17 protein-coding genes are annotated in these 21597 nt (G+C 57.3%); 10 read left to right on the forward strand and 7 right to left on the reverse strand.

Going from position 1 to position 21597, the window contains the following annotated elements; translation table 11 throughout:
- Positions 1-22: 22 nt before the first annotated feature.
- From GQS_RS06045 to GQS_RS06070, 6 genes are read left to right on the forward strand one after another with little or no spacing between them, the layout of a single operon-like run.
- On the forward strand, positions 23-1762 hold the full coding sequence (locus GQS_RS06045) for an Ig-like domain-containing protein (protein WP_048056642.1): 1740 nt from the start codon (positions 23-25) through the stop codon (positions 1760-1762).
- Positions 1759-2757, forward strand: a complete 999-nt coding sequence (locus tag GQS_RS06050; RefSeq protein ID WP_014012785.1) for a DUF4350 domain-containing protein — start codon at positions 1759-1761, stop codon at positions 2755-2757. The genes GQS_RS06045 and GQS_RS06050 overlap by 4 nt, the downstream gene beginning before the upstream one ends.
- 1 nt (position 2758) lies before the next feature.
- A complete protein-coding gene (locus GQS_RS06055; RefSeq protein WP_014012786.1) occupies positions 2759-3679 on the forward strand; it encodes a MoxR family ATPase in 921 nt (306 codons plus the stop codon).
- Positions 3676-4959, forward strand: coding sequence for a DUF58 domain-containing protein (locus GQS_RS06060; protein ID WP_014012787.1), 1284 nt, complete (start codon positions 3676-3678; stop codon positions 4957-4959). Before GQS_RS06055 ends, GQS_RS06060 begins: the two co-directional genes overlap by 4 nt.
- A complete protein-coding gene (locus tag GQS_RS06065; protein WP_014012788.1) occupies positions 4956-5510 on the forward strand; it encodes a hypothetical protein in 555 nt (184 codons plus the stop codon). The genes GQS_RS06060 and GQS_RS06065 overlap by 4 nt, the downstream gene beginning before the upstream one ends.
- The gene (locus GQS_RS06070) at positions 5497-6306 is read left to right on the forward strand and encodes an archaeosortase/exosortase family protein (RefSeq protein ID WP_014012789.1); all 810 of its coding nucleotides are present in this window, start codon (positions 5497-5499) and stop codon (positions 6304-6306) included. The genes GQS_RS06065 and GQS_RS06070 overlap by 14 nt, the downstream gene beginning before the upstream one ends.
- Positions 6307-6320: 14 nt before the next feature.
- Here GQS_RS06070 and GQS_RS06075 read toward each other — a convergent pair whose 3' ends face one another.
- Positions 6321-7226: a hypothetical protein gene (locus tag GQS_RS06075; protein WP_048056539.1), complete on the reverse strand. Its 906-nt coding sequence runs from the start codon at positions 7224-7226 to the stop codon at positions 6321-6323.
- A 219-nt stretch (positions 7227-7445) separates the two neighbouring features.
- On the opposite strand from GQS_RS06075, the gene GQS_RS06080 reads away from it, so the two are divergent.
- A complete protein-coding gene (locus GQS_RS06080) occupies positions 7446-8435 on the forward strand; it encodes a DUF1616 domain-containing protein (protein ID WP_014012791.1) in 990 nt (329 codons plus the stop codon).
- 10 nt (positions 8436-8445) lie between these two features.
- Here the strand turns inward: GQS_RS06080 and GQS_RS06085 are convergent, their stop codons facing one another.
- From GQS_RS06085 to GQS_RS06110, 6 genes are all read right to left on the reverse strand, one after another.
- The gene (locus tag GQS_RS06085) at positions 8446-10701 is read right to left on the reverse strand and encodes a hypothetical protein (RefSeq protein WP_148236372.1); all 2256 of its coding nucleotides are present in this window, start codon (positions 10699-10701) and stop codon (positions 8446-8448) included.
- Positions 10702-10713: 12 nt separating this feature from the next.
- Positions 10714-11445, reverse strand: a complete 732-nt coding sequence (locus GQS_RS06090) for a hypothetical protein (RefSeq protein ID WP_048056541.1) — start codon at positions 11443-11445, stop codon at positions 10714-10716.
- 113 nt (positions 11446-11558) lie between these two features.
- Positions 11559-14096 (reverse strand): hypothetical protein, encoded by a 2538-nt coding sequence (locus tag GQS_RS06095; protein ID WP_048056542.1) that lies wholly within the window; start codon positions 14094-14096, stop codon positions 11559-11561.
- Positions 14097-14418: 322 nt separating this feature from the next.
- Positions 14419-15492, reverse strand: coding sequence for a glycosyltransferase family 4 protein (locus GQS_RS06100; protein ID WP_014012795.1), 1074 nt, complete (start codon positions 15490-15492; stop codon positions 14419-14421).
- A complete protein-coding gene (locus GQS_RS06105) occupies positions 15492-16610 on the reverse strand; it encodes a glycosyltransferase family 2 protein (RefSeq protein ID WP_014012796.1) in 1119 nt (372 codons plus the stop codon). The genes GQS_RS06100 and GQS_RS06105 overlap by 1 nt, the downstream gene beginning before the upstream one ends.
- A complete protein-coding gene (locus GQS_RS06110) occupies positions 16600-17724 on the reverse strand; it encodes a glycosyltransferase family 4 protein (protein ID WP_014012797.1) in 1125 nt (374 codons plus the stop codon). The genes GQS_RS06105 and GQS_RS06110 overlap by 11 nt, the downstream gene beginning before the upstream one ends.
- 103 nt (positions 17725-17827) lie before the next feature.
- Here GQS_RS06110 and GQS_RS06115 point away from each other — a divergent pair, with 103 nt between their 5' ends.
- The 3 genes from GQS_RS06115 to GQS_RS06125 are packed head-to-tail and all read left to right on the forward strand — an operon-like array spanning position 17828 to position 21484.
- Complete coding sequence (locus tag GQS_RS06115) at positions 17828-20194, forward strand: oligosaccharyl transferase, STT3 subunit (protein WP_238515717.1); 2367 nt, start codon at positions 17828-17830, stop codon at positions 20192-20194.
- 31 nt (positions 20195-20225) lie between these two features.
- Positions 20226-21053 (forward strand): HAD-IIA family hydrolase, encoded by an 828-nt coding sequence (locus GQS_RS06120; RefSeq protein WP_014012799.1) that lies wholly within the window; start codon positions 20226-20228, stop codon positions 21051-21053.
- Positions 21050-21484: a ferritin family protein gene (locus tag GQS_RS06125; protein ID WP_014012800.1), complete on the forward strand. Its 435-nt coding sequence runs from the start codon at positions 21050-21052 to the stop codon at positions 21482-21484. The genes GQS_RS06120 and GQS_RS06125 overlap by 4 nt, the downstream gene beginning before the upstream one ends.
- The last annotated feature ends 113 nt before the right edge of the window (positions 21485-21597 follow it).

A 21597-nucleotide genomic window follows, 5' to 3' on the forward strand; every position in this document is an offset into this window, starting at 1 on the left:
ATGCCTTATGGGCATGATGCCGATGCGGAGAGCCGCACTTTTAATAATCGCGTTCATAATCATCGGATCGCTCCCCCCCACAGCGGGGAAAGCCGTCGAAGCCCCCACCCAGAGGGACGTTTTTCTGTACGACTACTTCTCACAGGTCCTCACCAGGTTCGAGTACTCCCTGAGGTACGCCCTGGCCAACGAGAGCTACTCCCTCACCCTGGCCAACACCACGTTCCAGGAACTGGAGCTCCTACACGAAGAGAGCCTGTACTACGGGGAGAAGGGCGTCAATCTAACCGTGATGCACGTTCTCCCCCCTTTCTACGAGTTCTCGAAGCAGCTGATGATCCTTGACGAGCTCACGCTCCAGTTCCAGACCGGCGGCGACCCGGAGCTGGCGGCAGGGATTCTGGGAACCGCGGGGAAGATGGAGGCGTTGCTGGACGCCATAGAGGGCATGAAGCTGAGGAACGGAACCGAGGTTCTGGTTTTCGACACGTCAGGGGTTCGAAAACGGCTTGAGGAGATAAAGGCCCTCGCATCGAAGGTGCCGCAGACCGGGGAGTTCACCCTGGGGGTCTCTGACAGGAACCCGATGCTCAACGGGACCGTCACGATATTCGGAACCTGCCCCCTCAACGGAACGGTCACCATAGTAATCACGGACGGGAGCTCCACGGCCCTCCTGGCCGTCATGCCCTCGAACGGCTTCTTCTCGAAAGAATACCGCTTTGAGGAGCTCGGGACGTACGAGATATACGCCACCCAGGGCGGCGAGAGATCAAACACGGTCAGCGTCACGGTGGGGAAGATATCCACAGCCTTCGTGGTCGATGGGACGTACTCCACGTTCATCAACGGGACGATAGAGCTCCGCGGAAAGCTCGTGGACTACTACGGGAGGCCCCTCGGGGAGAGGAACGTCTCCATAGGAAATTCCACGGTGGTAACGGGGCCCGACGGGGATTTTTCCAGGAGGTATCGTTTGAACAGGGCAGGAACGATTAAGGTTACGCTCACCTTCGGGGGAGACGAGGTTCACGAGGGCACTTCGAGGGTGGTAACCCTCGTCTTCAGGAAGTACCCGGTCTCGATAGGCCTGGACGGCCCCACAGAAACCGCCCCCGGGAAGGAGGTCGCCTTTGAGGGAACCATAGACCCCGCACTGGAAGTCCCGCTCACCGTTTACATAAACGGCTCCCCGGCATTCAACGTCACGCCCTCGAACGGCACGTTTTCGTTCACTATCACCCCGGAAAAGCCGGGGACCCTGGAAATACATGTGGAGTTTCCCGGCAGCGACGTCTACGCCGGGGCATCATCAAACGTCATCGTGCTGGCGGTGATCCCGCCCGAGAGCATGGCCGCGCGCTACCTGGTCATCGGAGTCCTTACGGTTGCCCTTGTGGCTGCGGTCATCGTGATGAGGAAGAGAGAGGAAACCGGCGGGGGAGGACGCGGAACGTCCCATCAAACCCCATCCCGGGACGAAGGGCCCGCCCCCATGGGGGAGCCGGTTTACGTGCCGGATGACGTTGGTGAGGCCTACAGACTCCTGAGGAGGAGGCTGAGGGACGCCTTCGGAGTTGGTGAGAACCTGACGCCAAGGGAGGCCCTGAGGGCCCTTGAGGGATGGAAGCTGTACCCCGTCCTCGAGAGGGTCACCCTGCTCCACGAGAAGGCGGTCTACGGGGAGGTGGAGCTGGGAGAGGATGAAATCAGGGAGTTCCGGGAGGGCGTTGAGAAACTCCTCGGGGGTGACGGGCGGTGAACAAGACCGTCAAATACATGATACTGCTGCTCCTCATATTCACGTTCATCACAATGCCGCTGACGGTCCCGCTCTTCAAGAGCTCCACGGAGTACAGCATGTTCAACACGGACTGGGACGGCACCTCGAAGTTCGCCCGGCTGGCATACCGGGGGGGCAGGACCGTCGTGCCGATCCTGGGACCCTTCGACACGGTCAACGTCAGCGAACTGAACGGCGTCCTGCTCATAATCGGGCCCAACATGACGTTCACGGGGGAGGAGATAAACCAGATAAAGCTCTTCCTGGAGCGCGGCAACACCCTCCTCATAGCGGACGACTTCGGGACGGGGAACGAGATACTCCGGGGGCTGAACCTCCCTGCAGGTATCTCCAGGTACCCCCTCAGGGACTTCTTCTACGAGGGCGACGACAGGCTTATCGTGTCCGTTAGGATAGAGGACCCCCTCCTCGCAAGGAACGTGACGAAGGTTGTCACCAACGACCCCTCCGCAATAATAGTCGCCCGCAGTGGAGAGACCTACGCGAGTAAGGTGGCCATGGTGAACTTCCACAGGCGGATGTTCCCCCTGCTGACGGAGATGAGGTACGGAAAGGGAAGGGTCATCATACTCTCGGACCCGGACATACTCATAAACCAGTTATACGGGGAGAACGAGCCCTTCCTGAGAAACCTGATCGAGTACCTGGGTGGGGGCACGTTCTACTTCGACGAGGCCCATCACCCCGATTTCAACATGTACACCGCCGGCACCGTCACGGTGACCCGGCTGCTTCCAAGGGCCCAGGCCATCAAGCTCATGCTTATCGTTGCCGCCCTCATCCTCCTGAGGGAAACGGGGGTCTTCGGCATCCTCGGGGGGTTCGTGTGGCGGCACGTATCGCGCTTCCTCAGACGGAACGAGAGCGTTGAGGAGCTCGCCCTGACCCTCGCCAGGGAGAGGGGCTGGGACGAGAGAGAGGTAATGGAAATGCTGGAACGGATGGGTGGTTGAGATGATACTGGAAAAGATCCGGGCAGAGGTAGGAAAGGCGATAGTAGGAATGGACGACGTTATAGAGCTGATGACGATAGCTCTGATAGCCAACGGGCACGTACTCCTGGAGGGAATCCCGGGAATAGCCAAGACCACGCTGAGCAGGAACTTCGCCCAGACGCTGGGCCTCAAGTTCACAAGGATCCAGATGACCCCGGACCTGCTGCCCGCCGACATAATAGGCCACACCTTCTACGACATGCGCAAGGGCGAGTTCAAGATAAGGAAGGGCCCGATATTCGCCAACGTGGTTCTGGTGGACGAGATAAACCGCGCCTCACCCAAGACCCAGAGCGCCCTCCTGGAGGCGATGGAGGAGAGACAGGTTACCATAGAGGGTCTGCCCCTGAAGCTGCCCGAACCGTTCATAGTGCTGGCCACGATGAATCCCGTGGAGATGGAGGGCGTCTACGAGCTGCCGACGGCCCAGGTTGACCGCTTCATGATGAAGATAGACCTCAACTATATCTCGGAGGAAAGCGAGAAGACAATGCTGAGGAGAAAGAGTCTCGGGGAGTTCTCAGAGGCGAGCCAGGCGGTTCTCAGCAGCGAGCTGGCCAGGGCATTCAGGGAGGTTCGGAGGGTCCACGTGAGCGACGCGATAATCGACTACATCTACGGAATACTCAAAGAGACGAGGCTCGACGAGAGGGTGATCCTTGGAGCTTCCCCGAGGGCGGGCGAACACCTCCTCTACGCCGCTAGGGCCAAGGCATACCTCGAGGGCCGGGAGTACGTCATCCCCGACGACGTCAAAGAGCTCGCCGTACCGATACTCTCCCACAGGATAGTCGTTAAACCCGAATACGAGGTTGAGGGCATGAACGGAAAAGACATTGTCGGGGACGCTCTGGAAAGGGTTGAGGTGCCAACGGAATGAAGAGGGCAGAAGTGGTACTCTCGCTGGCGGCAGTGGCAGGGGCGACCGCATACCTAACGGGCAGCCCGGCCGGGGCCCTTGTCGCGGCCATGATGATGGCCCACTACGCCCTGGCAAGGCTGGGCTTCACACCGGACGTCAGGATAGTCCGGGAGCTGCCGGCAAGGGGGATGGAAAAGGAGCCGGTGAAAGCCAAGATAGAGGTCACCAACGAATCGAACATGGGAGGTACGCTGCACATAGCCGAAACCTCCGAGAAGCTCTTCGCCAGAGGGCTGAAAATCCCCCTGAGGCCGGGAGAACGGAAGTACCTGGAACAGACCATCGTCCCACAGTCAAAGGGCAGGGTGCGCCCAAAGGCAAGGGCGGTGTTTGAAGACCCGCTCGGGCTCTTCAGGAAGGAGTTCCCCGTCGAGGAGCACGGGGAGATGACCGTTCTCCCCTCGCTCAGGAGCATACGCGAGGCCATGCGTGAGAGGCATCAGGTTGAAGCCCTCGCAGAGGCGGAGAAGGCCCTGGGGGTTGGAGCGGAGGTCCTGGACTTCGAGGAGCTGAGGGAGTTCCTGCCCGGCGACGACATATCCAAGATAGACTGGAAGGCAACGTCGAGGCTGCAGACCATCATAGTGAGGGTTTTCAAACGCGAGACCCTGAGCGACATCTACATCCTCGTCAACGTCGACGGGAAGTTCCGACGCGAGATAAAGAGGGGCAAGATAGACTACCTCGTCCTCATAATCACCCAGCTCACCGCGTACTTCAGAAAGTTCGGTCACACGGTCAGGGTCGTCGCCTACGATGACGCCGGGGTGGTGGGGGTCATCGAACACGCGGCGGATCCCCTCATCGTCACATCAAAGCTCGATCTCAGGGAGGAGAAGGGTCTGCCGCCCCTGAGGCCGGCGAGTCCATCCCCCGCGTCCTCAATCGGCAAACTGGCCCTCAAGCTCAGGAGGGGCTCCACGGCCACCGGGATCGTGAAGGCGGCGATGGGCATCGAACCCGGGGCCTACGTGGTTATGGTGGACGACCTCGGCCTGCATCCCGGCGAGATCATCAAGGCGGCCAGAATCCTCAGGAGAAAAGGGAACAAGGCAGTACTGATTTACCCCAACCCAATCCTCTTCGCAGACAGAAAAGGCCTGGGTGAGAGGGAGCTGGAATCCCTGTACACAGCGTACCGCGAGAGGAAACGGGTCATGAGGAAGGTCATGGGATGGATCAACGTTATCGAAGTGGGGCCGGGAGACGTCCTTCCGAAGGTGGTGAGAAGGCTATGATCGGGCTGGTGTCGTCAATCCTCGCCGCAGTGGTGCTCGGAAACCCCGCGTTCCTCCTGGTCATCCCGGTCTACCTCATACGAATAAAGAGCCGGAACGGAGCGCTGGTGGCGTTCTACGCCTACGCGATCATACTCACCACCACCCTCCCAAGCGCGTCTGTTTACGAAGCGGCGGGCCTGAAGGCGGCAGTCGTGGCCGGCATCTCCGTTTTCCTCTCCCTCGACGAGACTCTGAGGGGAATCCGCTTTGACAGGGACACTATGATTGTTTCCGGTATCCTCGTGGCAGCGGCGCTGAACGACTACACTTTCATGACCGCACTGGCCGCGGCGGCATTCTACACCGCCCACCAGAACTTCGGGAGGGTTTCAGCTTACCTCGCGGGCTGGGCTGGGGGCTCCGCACTCCTCCTGTACCTGGCCAGGGAGAGGCTCGCCGACCCCGCGGCCCAGGCGCTGGTGGTGATCGGACTCGGCCTGATATTCCTGCTCTTCGCCGAGAGGCGGGACGTGGAGTTCCTGGAGGCGGGTCTGCGTGAGGAGGAGTGAGGGTTTTCTGATATTCACCCTGATAACCTCCGCGGCGATCTTCGGGGCAACACAGACCCTCCCCACACTATACTTCGGGCTGATCTACGGCATGGTTCTCTTCACATTCCGGGGCAACATCCGGGAAAAGCCCCTCCGGCTGGACGCGTATACTATCGCAGGTATCCTCCTAATCGGCGTCTCGCCCATGTTCCTGATTTACAGATGGGGGGACAATCCAAGCCCATCAACATTCCAGGCAGTTTTGTTCCTCGGCGTCTCCCTCGTTCTGTTTGATGCAAAAACGATACTCGTGCCCTCTGCGGTGCCTGTACTCGAGGTGTTTCTAGCGGCGGTTCTCAGGCTCCGGGAAGGGGTCGAACTGCTGAACCTCCTGAGCGGCGCGTTCGTTGACATCACCTCCCACCTCGTACGGGGCCTGGTAGACGTCTTCAACGTCCCCATCATCGTTAGGGGCAACGTTGCTGTCGTGCGCAGCAGCATGGTGATAATAGGCTCCGGCTGCTCCGGGCTGGACGCGTTTATCCTGTACCTGCTCGCGGCAGGACTTCTGATCCTCCTCAGGAAATCGGACGGAAGAGAGGCTTCACTTCTGCTCCTCGGGGCCCTGGGGATAATCCCCCTTAACGCGGTCAGGATATTCACGCTCCTTGTCATCGGCTACCACAGCGGGATATCGTTCCTGGAGCTCTTTCACTCACACATAGGGGACATGATGTTCGTTGCATACGTCTTCGGATACTGGTGGTGGGTTCTGAAACGCCCAAAGAACGCTGAGAAAGCAAAAAACGGGTGAGAGAGGAAAGCCGCTCACCGCCTCCCGAAGAGCAGGATGGCACCAACAACCAACAGCACCACCAGCGCCGCCCTTGACAGGTCACCGCCGAAGAAGGGAACCTGGGAAACATCAACCGCGGGCGAATAGTCGATCTTCCCGTCGCCCACCTCATCATCAGTTGTGACATTGGACATCACATCCATGGCGAGATAATAATATTGCGTATACCATTCAGTACCGTATTTCGTCCTGTTGGCGATCAAAGCGTAGGGATAGAAACTGTTCACCCCCGAACCGGGCTGGAGGTACAGCTCGTCCCGTCTAACCCTGAGTTCAACAACCCCATTATCGTAGTTGACCGCGGCGAGGTCATTTGAGCTGTTGACGTTCCCCTCGCTAACCGAGTTGTAAACCCAGAACGCGGCGTTTGAGCCGCTGATGATTGAGTTTCCGGAAATTCTGCTGAGATTAACCACGATCTCCCTCTGCCAGACCTTTGAGGTCTGAACGTCGCTGCCTAGGGGATTCCACGGGGCCCCTGAACCGGTGTAGATGGTCGGGTCAAACCCATTTTTCCCTCCCTGGTACTGTTCATTGCCGAGGGCGATTATCACAAGGGGAGACTCAGGGCTGTCAAACACCGCGGGACTGTTGAGAACCATCAGGAAGAACGCGTACGTATCATCGAACGTTATCATGAAGTACTTGATATCATAGCCGGGGTTATCACCCCCGTACTGGTTCAGGTCGTCCGACAAATCATGAAAAACCCAGACCCCATTTACGTACCCGGATTCCCCTGGGGATATCCCGGAATTCTGAATATCCAGCTCGGAGGGCCAATCGGAGGGATCTCCATCAACTGTAATGGGGTATGCCCCAACGATACCTGCTTCCATCAGCAGTAGCATCAAAAACAACGCCCCGACCCTCATCATCAACCCCCCACGGGCCGATTCGTTGATATTCATCAACTTATATTTTGTTGTTAACCTATTTAAAACATGCTCTAACCACCGCAAATAAATAGATACGTTGAAAGAAAAGAAAAAACAGCCCCATAACTTGATGTTTTTAACCAAAATCCCGGCGGATCGAGGTGTCGGTCTAAGAAACCATTTTAAACCCAGTATTTTACTCCGGGTAAGGTGGATGGAATGGGCCTGAAGAGGTACTGGGATCTGCTCACAATCATCGCCCTCTCGATCATCCTCGACCTCCTCATATTCTATGCCTCGGACAGTTTAGCGAGAAAGGCCCTAGGCCTCGCCTTCGTCCTCTTCTTCCCGGGCTACGTTTTTATAACCGCCCTCTTCCCAAACAGGCCCGAGCTGGACAACCTTGAAAGGCTCGCCCTCAGCTTCGGCCTGAGCATAGCGGTAGTACCCCTCATCGGCCTCGGCCTGAACTACACCCCCTGGGGCATTCGGCTTATCCCCATCCTGGTGAGCCTCACCGCGTTCAACATCGTTTTCTCCCTCATCGCCATCCACCGCAGGACAGGGGCCTTCGAGCCCTGGATCCCCTGGATAACCCTCGAACAGGTCAAAAGAGAGCTCGAATGGGATGAGTCGAGCAAACTCGACAGGGCCTTGACGGTCATCCTGATAATCGCCATCATAACATCCATCGGAACCCTCGGCTACGTGGTAACCCACCCCAAACAGGGGGAGGCATTCACAGAGTTTTACATCCTCGGACCCGAGGGCATAGCCGACAACTACCCGACGGAGCTCAGGGTCGGTCAGAACGGGACGGTGATAATAGGGATAGTCAACCACGAGCACCGCAACGTAACATACCACGTCCAGATATGGCTGGTGAACCTGACGTGGGACAACACCACCAACACCACGATAATCCACGGGATGTACCCGATGCCCGGCTGGTTCAACGTGACGCTGCCCAGCGTCCCGGTCAACATCGAGGGCAACTGGACGCCGCAGTTCGAGACCAACTACACCTTCAGCATCGAGGAACCCGGCAAATGGCAGGTGTGGTTCCTCCTCTTCAAGGACGATGAACCCGAGCTCCCCCCAGCCCCCGCGGACGGGAACTACGCGGAAACCCCCGCGAAGGACCTCATACTGGAGGCAATAAACGGGACGGTCCAGAGCCTCAAGCTGAACGTGGAAGTTAAGCCATGACGCGGCGCGCTCAGCCGGTTTCCAGGACCGTTATCCTGTCGCCGGGACTGAAGCCGTTGCCGTCGGAGGGGTCGAACTTCAGACCGGGCCAGACGTCACCGTCCGCCTCCTCCCACAGGCCAACGATGTAGTGAACATCGGAGTAATCCCCCCTGATCCTCGGATAAACTTCATTCACGAAGTACCAGACCCCGGCTATTGTTGAGTCCACGTTCGTTCCTGCAATAACAAGGATGGGCGTGCCCCGAAGGTTCTCGACGGCCTGAATAACAAAGTATCCCTCCCCCACGTCCCACCAGTTCTCAGGGGCCTCCGGGAGGGGATAGAGGCGCATCGGGGTAGAAACCCCATCAGGGCCCAGAGAAACCAAAAGGGAGCCGGAACCCCCGAGAATGACCGTACAGTCGTTCGAACCCGCCCCAATAAGGATGAGAGATGTGTCTGAATCCAGGAGGCCACCGCACTCGGCATCATTCATCAGAGACAGGGAGTACACCCCGCTTAAAATCTGCACAGAGTACCTCGTTTCCGCTTCCCTGTCGGGCGAGCCGAAGCCGGAGGTCCGGAGGGAGAAAAATGAGCGGCCGGCCAGAGACCCCAGCGTGGACGTGGAGTACCACGACCGGTAAACCCTGAAATCGTCGGAGGAGAGAACAAGGTAAGGATAGCTGGAGTCCCACGCGGTGGTTTTGGTCCCGGGAGATACCGCCCGGAAGAAGTTTAGCAGCACGAAGCTCCTGAAATCCGAGGCGTCCCTCCACGCGACGATTCCATCGTTCTTCAGATGGTAGAGGGACACGTCCAGGGCCTCGTCAGTAATCACCGCATCGTAGGTATAGAACGCCGACGGCCTGGCCACGTTCATGCCGCTGATGAATATCAGGGAAGCCAGGAGAATCGTCAGTCCAATTCCCGAAAACTTCGCCGAAAAGGAGTTGAACTCATCGGGAAGATGCCGGAGATCCTCGTGGATTATCCTGGCCACGAGGGGGGCGCCAAAGACCGGAAAGTACTGGAGAACCCTGACGAGCCAGTTGCTGAAGCCCCAGCCCCCCGCGGTCCTCGGCATGAGGAACGAGATCGCAAGCATCGCGCCCCCGATCAGCATCCACGAAACCGCCAGGACCTCCAGGGTCTGGAGTTTTCCGCCGCGAATCCGATCGAGGAGGGAATACACAAGCATGAAGCCAAAAAAGATGTTTCCAAGCTGGAAGAACACGAAGGCCAGCAGAGACCCGCTGTAAACGGTGCTGTAAACGGCCGAGTTCAGCAGGAACTGGAGATACACCGCGACTCCCCACGCCAACGCGGCCAGGAGCAGGATAGGGACGAAGAACCTGTTCACCATACCCACGAGGAACCCCCAGGCTCTCACAAGCAGCCCTCTCCTCCGGCGAAGGAACGAAACCACCAGCCACACAAAGGCGACGGTTAGAAGATAACCCCCGACCGCAAGGAGCTTAAAAAGCCCCTGCGACAGGTGGAGGGCACTCACGAGCCTCATGTTCTCCACAATCCAGATGACCGCACCCACCATCCTGCCGTACGGGGGGAACCAGAGGACCGTGAGCAATCCGGCGAGCGAAGATAGGGCGACGAGCAGAAAATTCCTCCTCCATAGCCCGTTGGAGAGGTCCTCGGACAGCGACATGTAAACCGTGTAGAGCATCAACAGCACCGAGAAGAAAACAAAGGAGAGTATATGGATCAAAGCCATGAAGACGAACAGAAGCGGCAGCACGACGAAGTCAGCATCCCGAATTTCCCTGTGGCTGCTCAGATAGTAAACGGTGACAAGGAGTCCCCAGAGGAGCCCAAGCTGCTGGGGCCTCACCTCCAGTCCGGCCCAGATGTAGTAGCTCGAAAGGAAGAGCAAGAGGACCGACAGTATTGATACCTCCCGGGAGAGACCAACCCTGCGGTAGAACCAGTAAACGACGGGAACGTACATGACAAACACCGCAAGTGAAAACGCGATGACGAGCCGCAGGGGCTCCAAACGGAAGGTATGGAATATCCCCATCAGGAGGAAGGGGAGGACAAAGCCAGAGAACGGCCACTTCCTGTAGAAATACACATCCCCCATCAGGGACATGTAATAGCTCTCATCGAACGCCGTGAAGTACCTGCCGAAACCGCAGCGTATAGAGCACCCAAGAACAAACGCGAGAAACGCCAGGAGAAGAAGCCGCCCTCCCCAGCCCAGTTTACCCCACAGGATAACCGAGACAGCCCCCAGAATGAAGATAAAGGTAAGCACCGCCACTTCCAACTTGCTTTACCCCCCTGCCTCCAGAAGGGCCCTCAAGGAGTATTTCTCGCCGGAACTGGAGACGACAACGACCCGTATCTCCACGGGGTGGGGAACGTACTCCACCTTGAGTGTTCTCAGAGAGATCACGTACCCGTCACCATCGCGGGTTAGGTTGAATTCCCTGTGGACTTCTATGAGCCTGTCCCCGTCTTTCCTCCGGGAAACGTCCGAAATACTGGTTCCATCAGTGGTGTTGACGATAATTGAGGTCCCGTTGGCAACATACATAAGGGGAAAGTTCTCCAGAACGTGGATAAGATCGTCCCCGGTGAGGTTGAATCTCGTGAGGTCAATGCCGTACGCCCGCGGGGCACCAACAACGTCCGAAGAGCCGTTCACCCTCAGAACCCTCGTTTCATCCAGCAGTACGCGCTCGGAGTAGTTAACTGCATCGATGGAAAAGCTGAACTGAACCCTCTGGATATCACCCGGATTCAGGGTGACCTTACCGGTTTCTATCGAGGAGTTATCGAGATACACCGTATACACATAGGTACTGACGCCCTCCTCATGGGACTCAATAAGGAACGCAAGCTCGTACGTCCTGTTCGGCTCAACCCTGGGGAAGACGTCGCTTTCAAAATAGACCTTGGTGTAACCCTGAGAATGAGGCTGATTGAGCGTCACAACCAGCAGGGAAGCCCCCAACAGCACCACCGCAATTAGAGCCAGAGGATAAATCCACCGCCGCTTCATACAGACCCCCACGTGTCCCTCCGTTCAGGATAAACCCCCGAGAATTTAAAACTTTTGCCAGAAGTTAGAACAAAACCTGAAAAGGAAGAAAAAGGAAACCTTCAAGATTCACTTCAGTCCCAGTAGTAGCAGTAGCAGCTCGGGATGCTGTCGGTCCAGATGACATCTCCAGGCTCAAGGCCAAAGAGTCCTGGGTCGCTCATGTACATGATGTGCAGTATGTCGTCGCCGGTGCTGAAGCCGTTGACGTCGTCCGGAGCGCCTCTGATCCAGGCGGGAGCGAATATGGACTCCTCCCAGTATACGTAGTCGTCACTGCTCTCTCTCCACTCTCCCACTATGTATCCGCTCGGCGGAAGCGGCTGGTGGCCGTATCCCATGTAAATTATCCAGTCAACGAGCCAGGAAGCTGCGACAGTACCGTCAACGCCGGCACCTTCAATTGAAAACACTAGGACGCCGTCGTCGGTGGTGAACCACTGGATGACGAATATGTCCCTGCTGACATCGTACCACTGCTCGTCCGGCCCGACCCACTCGACAACGGTGCCGTTCGGTAGCACGAACGCATCGTACATTCCGTTCTGAGGCGGCCTTCTGACGACTGGCGCTATGCCCTCGGTGTACTCGTAGTATCCGAGCGGCAGGTTGACTCCACTGCCGCCGACGAGGATAACGATGTCTCCCGGCTGGAGGCCAGGCATCTCACCGGTGGTGAGGTCAACGTACTGCGGGTTGTCGTCGAAGATGACCCTGCTGGCGTTGGCACCGGCCTGGCTGAGGTAGAACAGCACACCGAGGTTGTCGGCGGCCAGGGTGCCGTGGCCGGTGGTTATGACCGGGTTCTGGTCGGCGTCGAAGCTCCATCCGAAGTACGGCTGCGGTGAACCGAGGGCCCAGCTTCCGCCGCCCTCGACTATGTACCTGGCGTTCTGGAGAACGTCACAGAGGCCAAGCTCAAGGCAGATGGCCCTGCGGACCGTGAAGTCCTGGGAAGCGACCTGTATCGGGTCGTACCTCTCAAGCTGCTCGCCGTGGAGCTCGTAGATGGCCTCGAGCTCGATGGTCTTCTCCATGCCCTGGAGGTACAGGTACTCGCGGAGTATCTGGCTGAGGTTGTAAACGTAGAGCGTGGTGATGTTGTTGTCGAGCTCGTTGACGGCGTAGAACGTGTCGCAGTCCTTCACGTACTCGTTGATGACATTGAAGCTGAAGAGGGCGAAACCGGGCTTGGTGAACTCGTCCACATGGGTGTACGTCACTATGAACCTGAACTTAATCATCGTGACGCCGCTGACGGAGAAGTTAACGGAGGTCGTGTTCCACGGGGTGTCGTCGGCCTCGGTGAAGCTCAGGAGGTCAATCCAGTTGGTGCTCCAGCCGTTCGTTGGGTCGTACACCTTGTACTGGAGGGTGACGGTGACGTTCGGGTCGAGGGCCAGGGCATAGGTGAAGGTGGCGTTAACGGTTCCGGTGTAGGTCTTAACGTCAGCGCTGGTGTTGTCGATGAGCCGCATGGGGTCTGTCATTATGTAGCTGTTGTTATCTATCTCGTAGCCGGTCGGGTAGGTAGTGAGGGCCCATCCATAGCCCATGTTGTAGTAGGCGACCATGTCGGCAGGCTCGGCGTGCACGAAGCCATGGTCCTCATCTAGATCCCATCCCTGGAGGTAGTCATTGGCACCCTCGGGAACCTTTCTGGTGAAGTTCTCGGTGATAACACCCCAGCTGACTTCACCATCGCTGATGAGGATGCACTCCTTGTAGGTCTGGAAGTACTCGGCCGGGAGCCAGTACCTGAGCTGGTTGTCCACGAATATCTTAATTCCCTTGAAGGTCAGGTTCTGGTAGCTGAGGTTCCAGGCGTAGACGTTGTAGTCGAACCTGCTGTCCCTACAGTCAAGCGTGTAGCTGAGCGGATAGCTTATCGTATACACAGGACCGTCCTCAAGGTACTTGACGAAGGTCTTCTTGAGATCGCCGTAGTTGATAATGTCATAGTGCTCATCTGGGCTGCAGCCACCGCACTCGGAGTCGTTGTAGTGCCATTTAATGAGGAACGGCTTCGGCAGGTTGAGCGGTGGCTTGGGACCCTTGATGACAACCGGTGCAGTGCCCGAAGACCTCGGGTTTCCACCGACGTAGGTACCAACGCTAACGGTATAGGTTCCCGGAATCTCCGGGTTCTTAAGGCCGCCGAGAACTATCTCAACCGTGTCAGTAGTAGCTATCGGTATGTTGACGTAAATGAACACCGACTGGACGTTTGGATCGGACGGATCCTGCTGGTAGCGTACAACGTTTACAACATTGCCGGTCTTGTCAGTTCCGTTGATCTTGAATGAGACCAATGAGACCTGAGTAACGTCGAACGGAGAAATCCCAGTAAAACCAACCTTGATGAGTCCCTGCCCTCCACCTGGAAGGTCCAGGAGCGAGTTGTTGAAGTACAGGGTCAGTTCAACATTGGTGGCGTTTGTAGTGTCGTTGGATAGCTGGGGTGGAGCTATGAAGTTGATGTCAGGCAATGAGTCATCCGCAAGCGGCTGGAACGTTATCGGTGTGGTTGGCACTGAGATGCTTACTGCCGCGGGCACTGCAGCTGCTAAAACAAACAAAGCCAACAATAAACTAAGGGTTTTCCTTCTCATACCATATTCACCTCTCTATCCCGGTACCGGGGGGTAACCCCACTCGACATATAGTGTTTTAGAATATATAAGCTTTTCTTTGATTAACAACACTCATATACTAGATTGTAATTCGTAACCCGACAATTGTGCGTAGATTACGTGTAAGATTTAAGAATAGAAAAACATTAAATTTAGTAGGTTCTTAACATTGATGATTTCTAGTCGTAATCATGATATGGAGTAATTGTTTACCATGTGCCACTTCTGATTCAATGGGATACAATAATACATAGTCCGGGACCAATTCCTAGCACCCTAGGTAACATTCAAAAACCAGTCATCAAATATCGGGTCGATATTCAAACCCCACGCGCGCCAGTATCGACATCTTCCTCAGGAGCTTTGGGTTGTCCATTACCCACCTCATGGCATCAACAAGGGCCGACACGCTCAGATCCTCCAGAACGAATCCGTTCCTGCCCGACTCAACGAGAAACTTTGCCCCCACGTTGGGCGACACGATGACGGGAACACCGAAGGCAAGGGCCTCGGCGACCACCATTCCAAAGGACTCGAAAGAAGAGGGAAGAACGAGAACCCCTGCTCGCGAGTATATTCCCGCCAGTTCCTCAGGGCTGTTGACCCTGCCAAAGAACCGGACCCTCGAACCGAGGCCGAGCTCAAGGGCCAGCCGCCGGTACTCATCAAGAAGATCCCCGTCCCCGACGACCCAGAGCTCCCACTCCGGAAACTCGGCTGAGAGCCTGGAGAACGCCCTGATCAGGAGATCGAGGTTCTTGAACCTGTGATACTTGCCAATCTGCCCAACGAAGAGAACCACTTTTTCCCCGGATCCACCCTTCTGAAAGGAGGAGCGCCCGGGAAGGTCGATTTTCGGGGGCGATATACCTGGATTGTAACCGAGTCCGCGCAGATGCTCCCAGACCGTTTTTGAAACGGCGATTATCTCTGCCCCGCGGAGGGTGAGCCTTTCCAGGGTCGCGGAGTATATTGAAGAAACGAGGTCAAGCAGCCTGGCGCCCTTCTTGAGTCCAACGGTGTGGTAAACTACAGTTACCGGAATTCCCCGGAGCTTCGCCAGGAAGGACGCCACATCGGCAGCGAAGGGAACCGGAGTGTGCGCAATAACCATGTCCGCATCCCGAATCATCGCGGCTGCCCTCAGGACGAACCGCAGGCTCAGGGGGGTGTTGGAGAGTATCACCCCTGGCCTAACGCGGTGAACCCGTATCCCCCCAACGTCCTCAACACCACCCTTCCCCCGGGTCATGCAGAGAACCTCGACCTCGTTCTCACCGGACAGCGCCCTGGCCATGTCGAGGGCGTATCTCTCCAGTCCGCCGCCCTCGGGATAGAAATAGGGAGAAACGATGAGGATCCTGCGCCGTCCCATCAATGCTCCCCCTTCAGCATGTAGATGCTGACGAAGAACGAGAAGAATATCACCGACAGCCCCAGGGTCGTTAGGGTGAGCACTAGGACGGCCTCCCTGAGCATGAAGAGGGCCCCGTAACCGGACGAGCTCCACTCCATGAAGATATAAATTCCCAGGAGCACGCCGACGATGAACATCAGGCCGCCAACGAGCAGCCCCTCCTCGAGTATGGAGTACCTCATGAAGAACCTCGTCAGACGGGTGGGCTCGTCGAGACCCTCTTTAACGGCGTAGACCCTGGCTGAGATTCCAAACCCAAGTATCTGGAAGCCAAGCAGGGTCAGTGCGCTACCGAGGATCAGGGTGTGAAGCCTCTCCGACCTGATGAAGTAAGCGTACCCCATCAGGACAACTCCAGCCAGCATGAAAACTACTGCTGGAAGGAGGAAGAGGTACGAGGGGGAATAGAGGAGCATGAGCCTCAGGTGCCTCCATCCATCCCTAAAGGAGCTGAGCTTGGATTCCCCAATTCTCGGGTGGTACTTTATCGGAACCTCCACCGTACGAAGGCCTCTCTTTGCAGCCTCGATCACCATCTCGCTGGCGAACTCCATCCCCTTGCACTGGAGGGGGAGTTTTTCAAGGGCGTCCCTTCGTATCGCCCTCATGCCGCAGTGGGCATCGCTTATGCCCGCCTTGAAGAGGAAGTTGAGTATCCACGTGAGGAGGGGGTTCCCAATGCGTCTGTGGAGCCACGGCATGGCCCCATCGTCCATCTCCCCCTTAAGGCGAGTCCCCATGACGAAGTCCGCTTCCCCTCTGAAGAGGGGTTCCAGGAGCTTCGGGATGTCCTCGGGGTCGTAACTACCGTCGGGATCCATCATCACGATGAACCTGCCCCGAGCGTTTCTGAAACCCGTCAGGTATGCATCGCCGTAGCCCTTCCCCTCCTGCCTTATCACGCGCGCCCCCATGGATTTCGCTATCTCCGGCGTCCTGTCTGTGCTCTTATCAACGACCACGATCTCATAGGGAACGCCCATCCTTTCGAGGACATCCTTTATACGGGGCAGCATTATGGATATTGCCTCTTCCTCGTTCATGGTGGGCAGTACTACCGTTATCTCAGGCTCCATTGGCAACACCTTTGTAATACCTTTCAAGCTGATTTGCAACGTTGTCCCAGTCATATCCGCGGGCGTATGAAACGGAAGGACGCCTCATGCGGTGAGAGTCCTCCCACACTAATAAGAGTTTCCTTGCAAAGTCCACGGGGGTAGGGTCACTGACGTGACCATTTCTTCCCGCGATGATGAGGTCGGCGGAGGCGTTCATTGGGGCACTGACAACGACCGCCGGAACGCCGGCAGCGTTGGCCTCCAGCACGGCTATCCCGAATCCCTCCCTGATGGAAGGGAACGCAAAGACCCGTGAGGATTTGACGACGGAAACTACCTCCTCAAAACTCGGAAGAAAGCCGAGGAAGTCCACGTTCTTCTCAACCCCCAGTTCGCGGGCCATCCGCTCAAGCTCTCCCCTCATGGGACCGTCCCCCACGATTCCAACCCGGAACAAGGGAACGTCACGCAGTATTATGCGCAGAGCCTCGAGGAGGAGCCCCACGTTCTTGTGCTCGATGAGGCGACCAACGAAGACCGCGTCGTACCGCAGTTCGGGATGGGGCTCAACCGAGCGTATGAGGCCGAAGTCTATGCCGTTGGGAACGAAGCCAAAGTTAAGCCTCGCCAGCTCCTTCAGCCTGTCCAGCGTGTGCATGGAAACGGCGAGGTGATTCTCAGTCAGCCGCAGGAGGTTCCTCTCAATGGCCCTCCCCACCGAAGACCCCACAGGAATGTATTCCCCCCAGTAGTCGCCCCAGTACTCGTGCCAGGTTACAACGAAGGCCGCCGAGTCCCCGAACCTCAGACGGGACGGGTATGCGTGAAGGTAAGGAAACTCCTGGCAGTCCACCACATCGTACGAGTCAACCTCCCCCATGAGCACCCTCAGGGAAAATTGCAAGGCCTCGAGGGGACTCCTTACACCGCCCCTGTACAGCTCAACGGGCTTCCCCAGGCCGTGGATCGTTATCCCATCCCGCTCAATAGTCCCCCTACCCCCCCACCATCCAAAGGTGTACCAGTGAACCTCGTGCTTCCTGGCCAGCCGCTTCCCAAGTTCGTAGAGCCTTCGCTCCACGCCTCCCTTGACCTCGGGGTAGAGGGCATCGTAGATGAACGCTATCCTCATTCCGGACTCTCCCCACTAGAGCTAGTAACCCACCCAATTTAAAAATATCCCCTCACACGATGAAAACACAATACTTTTTAATACTCCAGCCGAAGGTATCCCCGTGGGGATTCAGGTGGATGCGCCAAAAACCAAGGAGCCCCGGGTCGGCCCGGGGGACCTTATAAAAACAAGGTATCTTCTTCCCGGTATAATACTCCTAGCCCTCACGCTCCGTCTGATACCCCTGAGGTTCAGCTACTTTCTGGGCTACGACACATATTTCCATGCGGCATACGTCGAGTACTCCACCGCCCTCGGGAGCTGGGTAAACTTCTTTCCCTACGCCAACGCTCCCTGGGGAATGCTGATTGACCAGTTCCATCCGAAGGGGTTCTGGATGCCGCCCCTTTACCTGTACAAACTTCTCTCCCCCTTTGGGGTATCCCTCGATGAGACATTCCGCGTGACCCCCGCAGTAGTGGGCACCGTGACCATCATCCTCGTGTACCTCGCCATCAAAGACCTGTACAGCAACACAGAAGCCGCTCTCTCCGCCGTATTCATGGCGATCTCCTTCGGACACATCTTCCGCTCGATGGCGAACTACTACCGCGGCGACAACTACCTGCTGCTCTGGTACTCCCTGGCACTCCTGGGGATCGGGTTGGCGCTCTCCCCAAAGCTCAGGGAGAAGCTGGGACGCGGGGTGCTCATCCTCTACCTGATTCCCGGGCTCGCGGCAGGGCTGGCGGCCGGATTCTGGAGTGCTTACTATCTGATATTCGTGCTCCTGCTCGCCAACGCAGCATTCCTCGCCCTGGGGGGCCTGCTCCTCAGAAAGCCCAGGGCTTTCATTGATTCCCTCGCCCTGACACTCTCAGCTGCAGTGGGTGCCCTGGTGGCAAACTTCCTCGGCCCCCACCTCGGGTACGGCATGTTCGGCTGGAACCGTCCGGACGGAGTTGCGGCCGCAGAAAAGCTGGGCCTGGAGTTTGGATTGGTGAAGGACGCCTTCCTGCTCGCATACCTGAAATACGCCGTTCCCCTCGTGGTGCTGCTGATAGTCCTCCTCCTCGCGGCCTCACACGTTCTGAAAGATATCCGCCACAGGGCGGCCCTCGTAGCCGTCATAACGCTCGCTGGGGTGATCGTGGCGATCCACTACAGGGGCTTCGTGGAGGGCGTGTTTCTGACGTTCCTCCAGAGGTTTGGGGACGAGGCCATAGCCGAGACCCAGAGGACGTCCCTGAGGGACGCATGGATCTCCTACGGAACCCTCCTGCTCGCAGCCCCCTTCTTTGCCCTCCGCATGAGGCCCTCGCGGATTAAACTATCCGACTTCATCGTTCTGGGCTTCGCAATTCCAGGGGTCATTATGATGGCCCTCTGGACCAGATTCCTGTTCATCGGCTCGCTGGCGGTGGCGGTTCTGGCAGGAATCGGGACGGTCGAGCTGATGAATCTCCTGAGTGAGAAAGGTATCAAGAACAGGAAATACATCGCCGCAGCGGTGGTGGCACTCCTGATAATACCGCCGGGCGTCCTGGGGGTCCAGCACACACTGAACGCAAGGCCCTTCGTGAACGAGAAATGGGAGACCGCCCTCAAGGCGCTCGGGGAAACGTCCAACAAAAACGATGTCGTCCTCACCTGGTGGGATCAGGGGTACTGGGTGACGTACTTCTCCCACAGGGCAACTCCCTCCAGGGGCGTGCCTGACCAACTGACGGCAAGGTACTACCTCGGCCTCGTCGGCGAGGAGGAGCTGATGAACCTCGGCGTTGATTACGTCATAGTCTCCTACGACGCTGTTCTCAAGTTCCCGGCGGTGCTGAAGACTGCAGGAGTTCCGGTTAAGGACTACCCAATGGTACCGATCCCCCTGGTTGAGGAGAGCGGGAACACTCTGATCTTCGCGCAGGACGGGTACTCAATAACGGCCCGGCCTGAAAAGAACGGCTGGAACATCGTGGTCAGCGTGGGTGAAGGTGCGTTCTCACCGCTGGGGGCCCTCGTGGAGGGCGGACATGGGCCGAAGGCTGTAAACGTCACAGGGGGCCCAAAGGCGGAGGCCTTCGTGTACATAAACCTGAACTACGGCTACGCAGTTCTTATGAACTGGAAAGCTTTCAACACAACCCTCGCAAGGCTGATGTTCACGGAGAGCCTGCCGGGATACAGCATGGTGTACTCCGACGGAGGATACGTCAAGATTTTCAGATTCGAACACCCCAACGTGGCCGTTGTTTCCAGGGAGGGACGTGCCGTCCTGAAGTTCACGAACGCCACCGGAACGCGCCTGGTACTCGAGGGCTTTATGGACAACGGAACCAGGGTCTTCGAGGAGAGCTACGACGTGACGGGGTTGGATGAGTTCTCCCTTCCCCCGGAGCTGGAAGAGGGCGCCGTCGTAAGGTATACTTACGAGAGGAACGGAAAGGTGCTGGATAGGGGCACATTTAGGTTACACGACGCTTGGGGACAGTGAGCTTTTAAACCCCCCACCCCATTCTTTTTCCATGCTGAGAAAAATCGGCCTGATCTTCGACATGGACGGCGTTCTTTACAGGGGGAACAAACCGGTTGACGGTGCCAGGGAGCTGATAGGATTCCTGAAGGATAAGTGTGTTCCGTTCATCTTCCTCACCAACAACTCCACAAAGGACCCCTCCATGTACCGGGATAAGCTCATCTCGATGGGCATAGACGTCCCCGAGGAGGCGATAGTAACCTCCGGCATGGCAACGAGGCTCTACATGGAAAAGCACCTCGAACCGGGGAAAATCTTCGTCATCGGCGGGGAAGGGCTGCACAGGGAGATGGAGCGCCTCGGATGGGGGGTCGTTGGCGTAGATGAAGCCAGAAGGGGAGGATGGAAAGAGGTCAAATACGTCGTCGTCGGTCTCGACCCGGAGCTGACCTACGAGAAGCTCAAGTACGGAACGCTGGCGGTAAGGAACGGCGCGATGTTCATAGGCACCAACCCCGACACCACTTACCCCGCGGAGGACGGCATCCACCCGGGGGCCGGGGCGATAATAGCCGCGTTGAGGGCCTCAACGGGTGTGGAGCCGCTGGTGATAGGCAAGCCAAACGAGCCTGCCTTCGAGGTGGCCAGGGAGAGGCTGGGGCGATTCGGGGACGTTGATGAAATCTGGATGGTCGGCGACAGGCTCGACACCGACATCGTCTTCGCCAAACGCTTCGGCATGAAGGCGGTAATGGTCCTGACTGGCGTAAACGCGCCGGGGGATGTTGAAAAAACCGGCATAGTCCCAAACATCATCCTTCCGAGCGTGAGGGAGCTCCTCGACTACCTGAAGACCTTCGTGGAGGCATCGGAATGAAACTTGGGGAACTCCTTGAGAGGCTGGTCTGGCAGGAGAACGAGCTGTACAACCTTCACAAGCTCGGTGAGACCTTCGCCACATTTGAGAGGCCCGATCTGGTGGAGACGTTTCAGCTGATGGCGGAGGAAGAGCTTAGGCACAGGAGAACCCTCGAGACACTGCTCGCCGAGGGAAGTTTGGAGGGAACCGCGGTTATAGACTACCTCGATTCCCTGTCCCTCGAACCGATGCTGGGGGATGGGAGGGCAAAGCCCGAGAGCCTCGAGGAGCTGATTCTGGATGCCCTCGTAAGGGAGAAGCACGCCCACGAGCTCTACACAAAGCTCGCCCAGATACTGGACGGTTCCCTGGGACACATATTCAAAATGATGGCCGGGGAGGAGCTAAAACACGCCTACCGGCTTAAACTGGTCTACGAAACCCTTTGACGCATGGATAAATTATCCGACATCCCATTTTTCTATCCCTTCACCCTCCGGGCAAATTTTGAAGCCCAAATTCGTCACCGTGGCAACACTGGGTGGGGTAAGGTATATTTACC

Source organism: Thermococcus sp. 4557 (assembly GCF_000221185.1).
GTDB lineage: Archaea > Methanobacteriota_B > Thermococci > Thermococcales > Thermococcaceae > Thermococcus.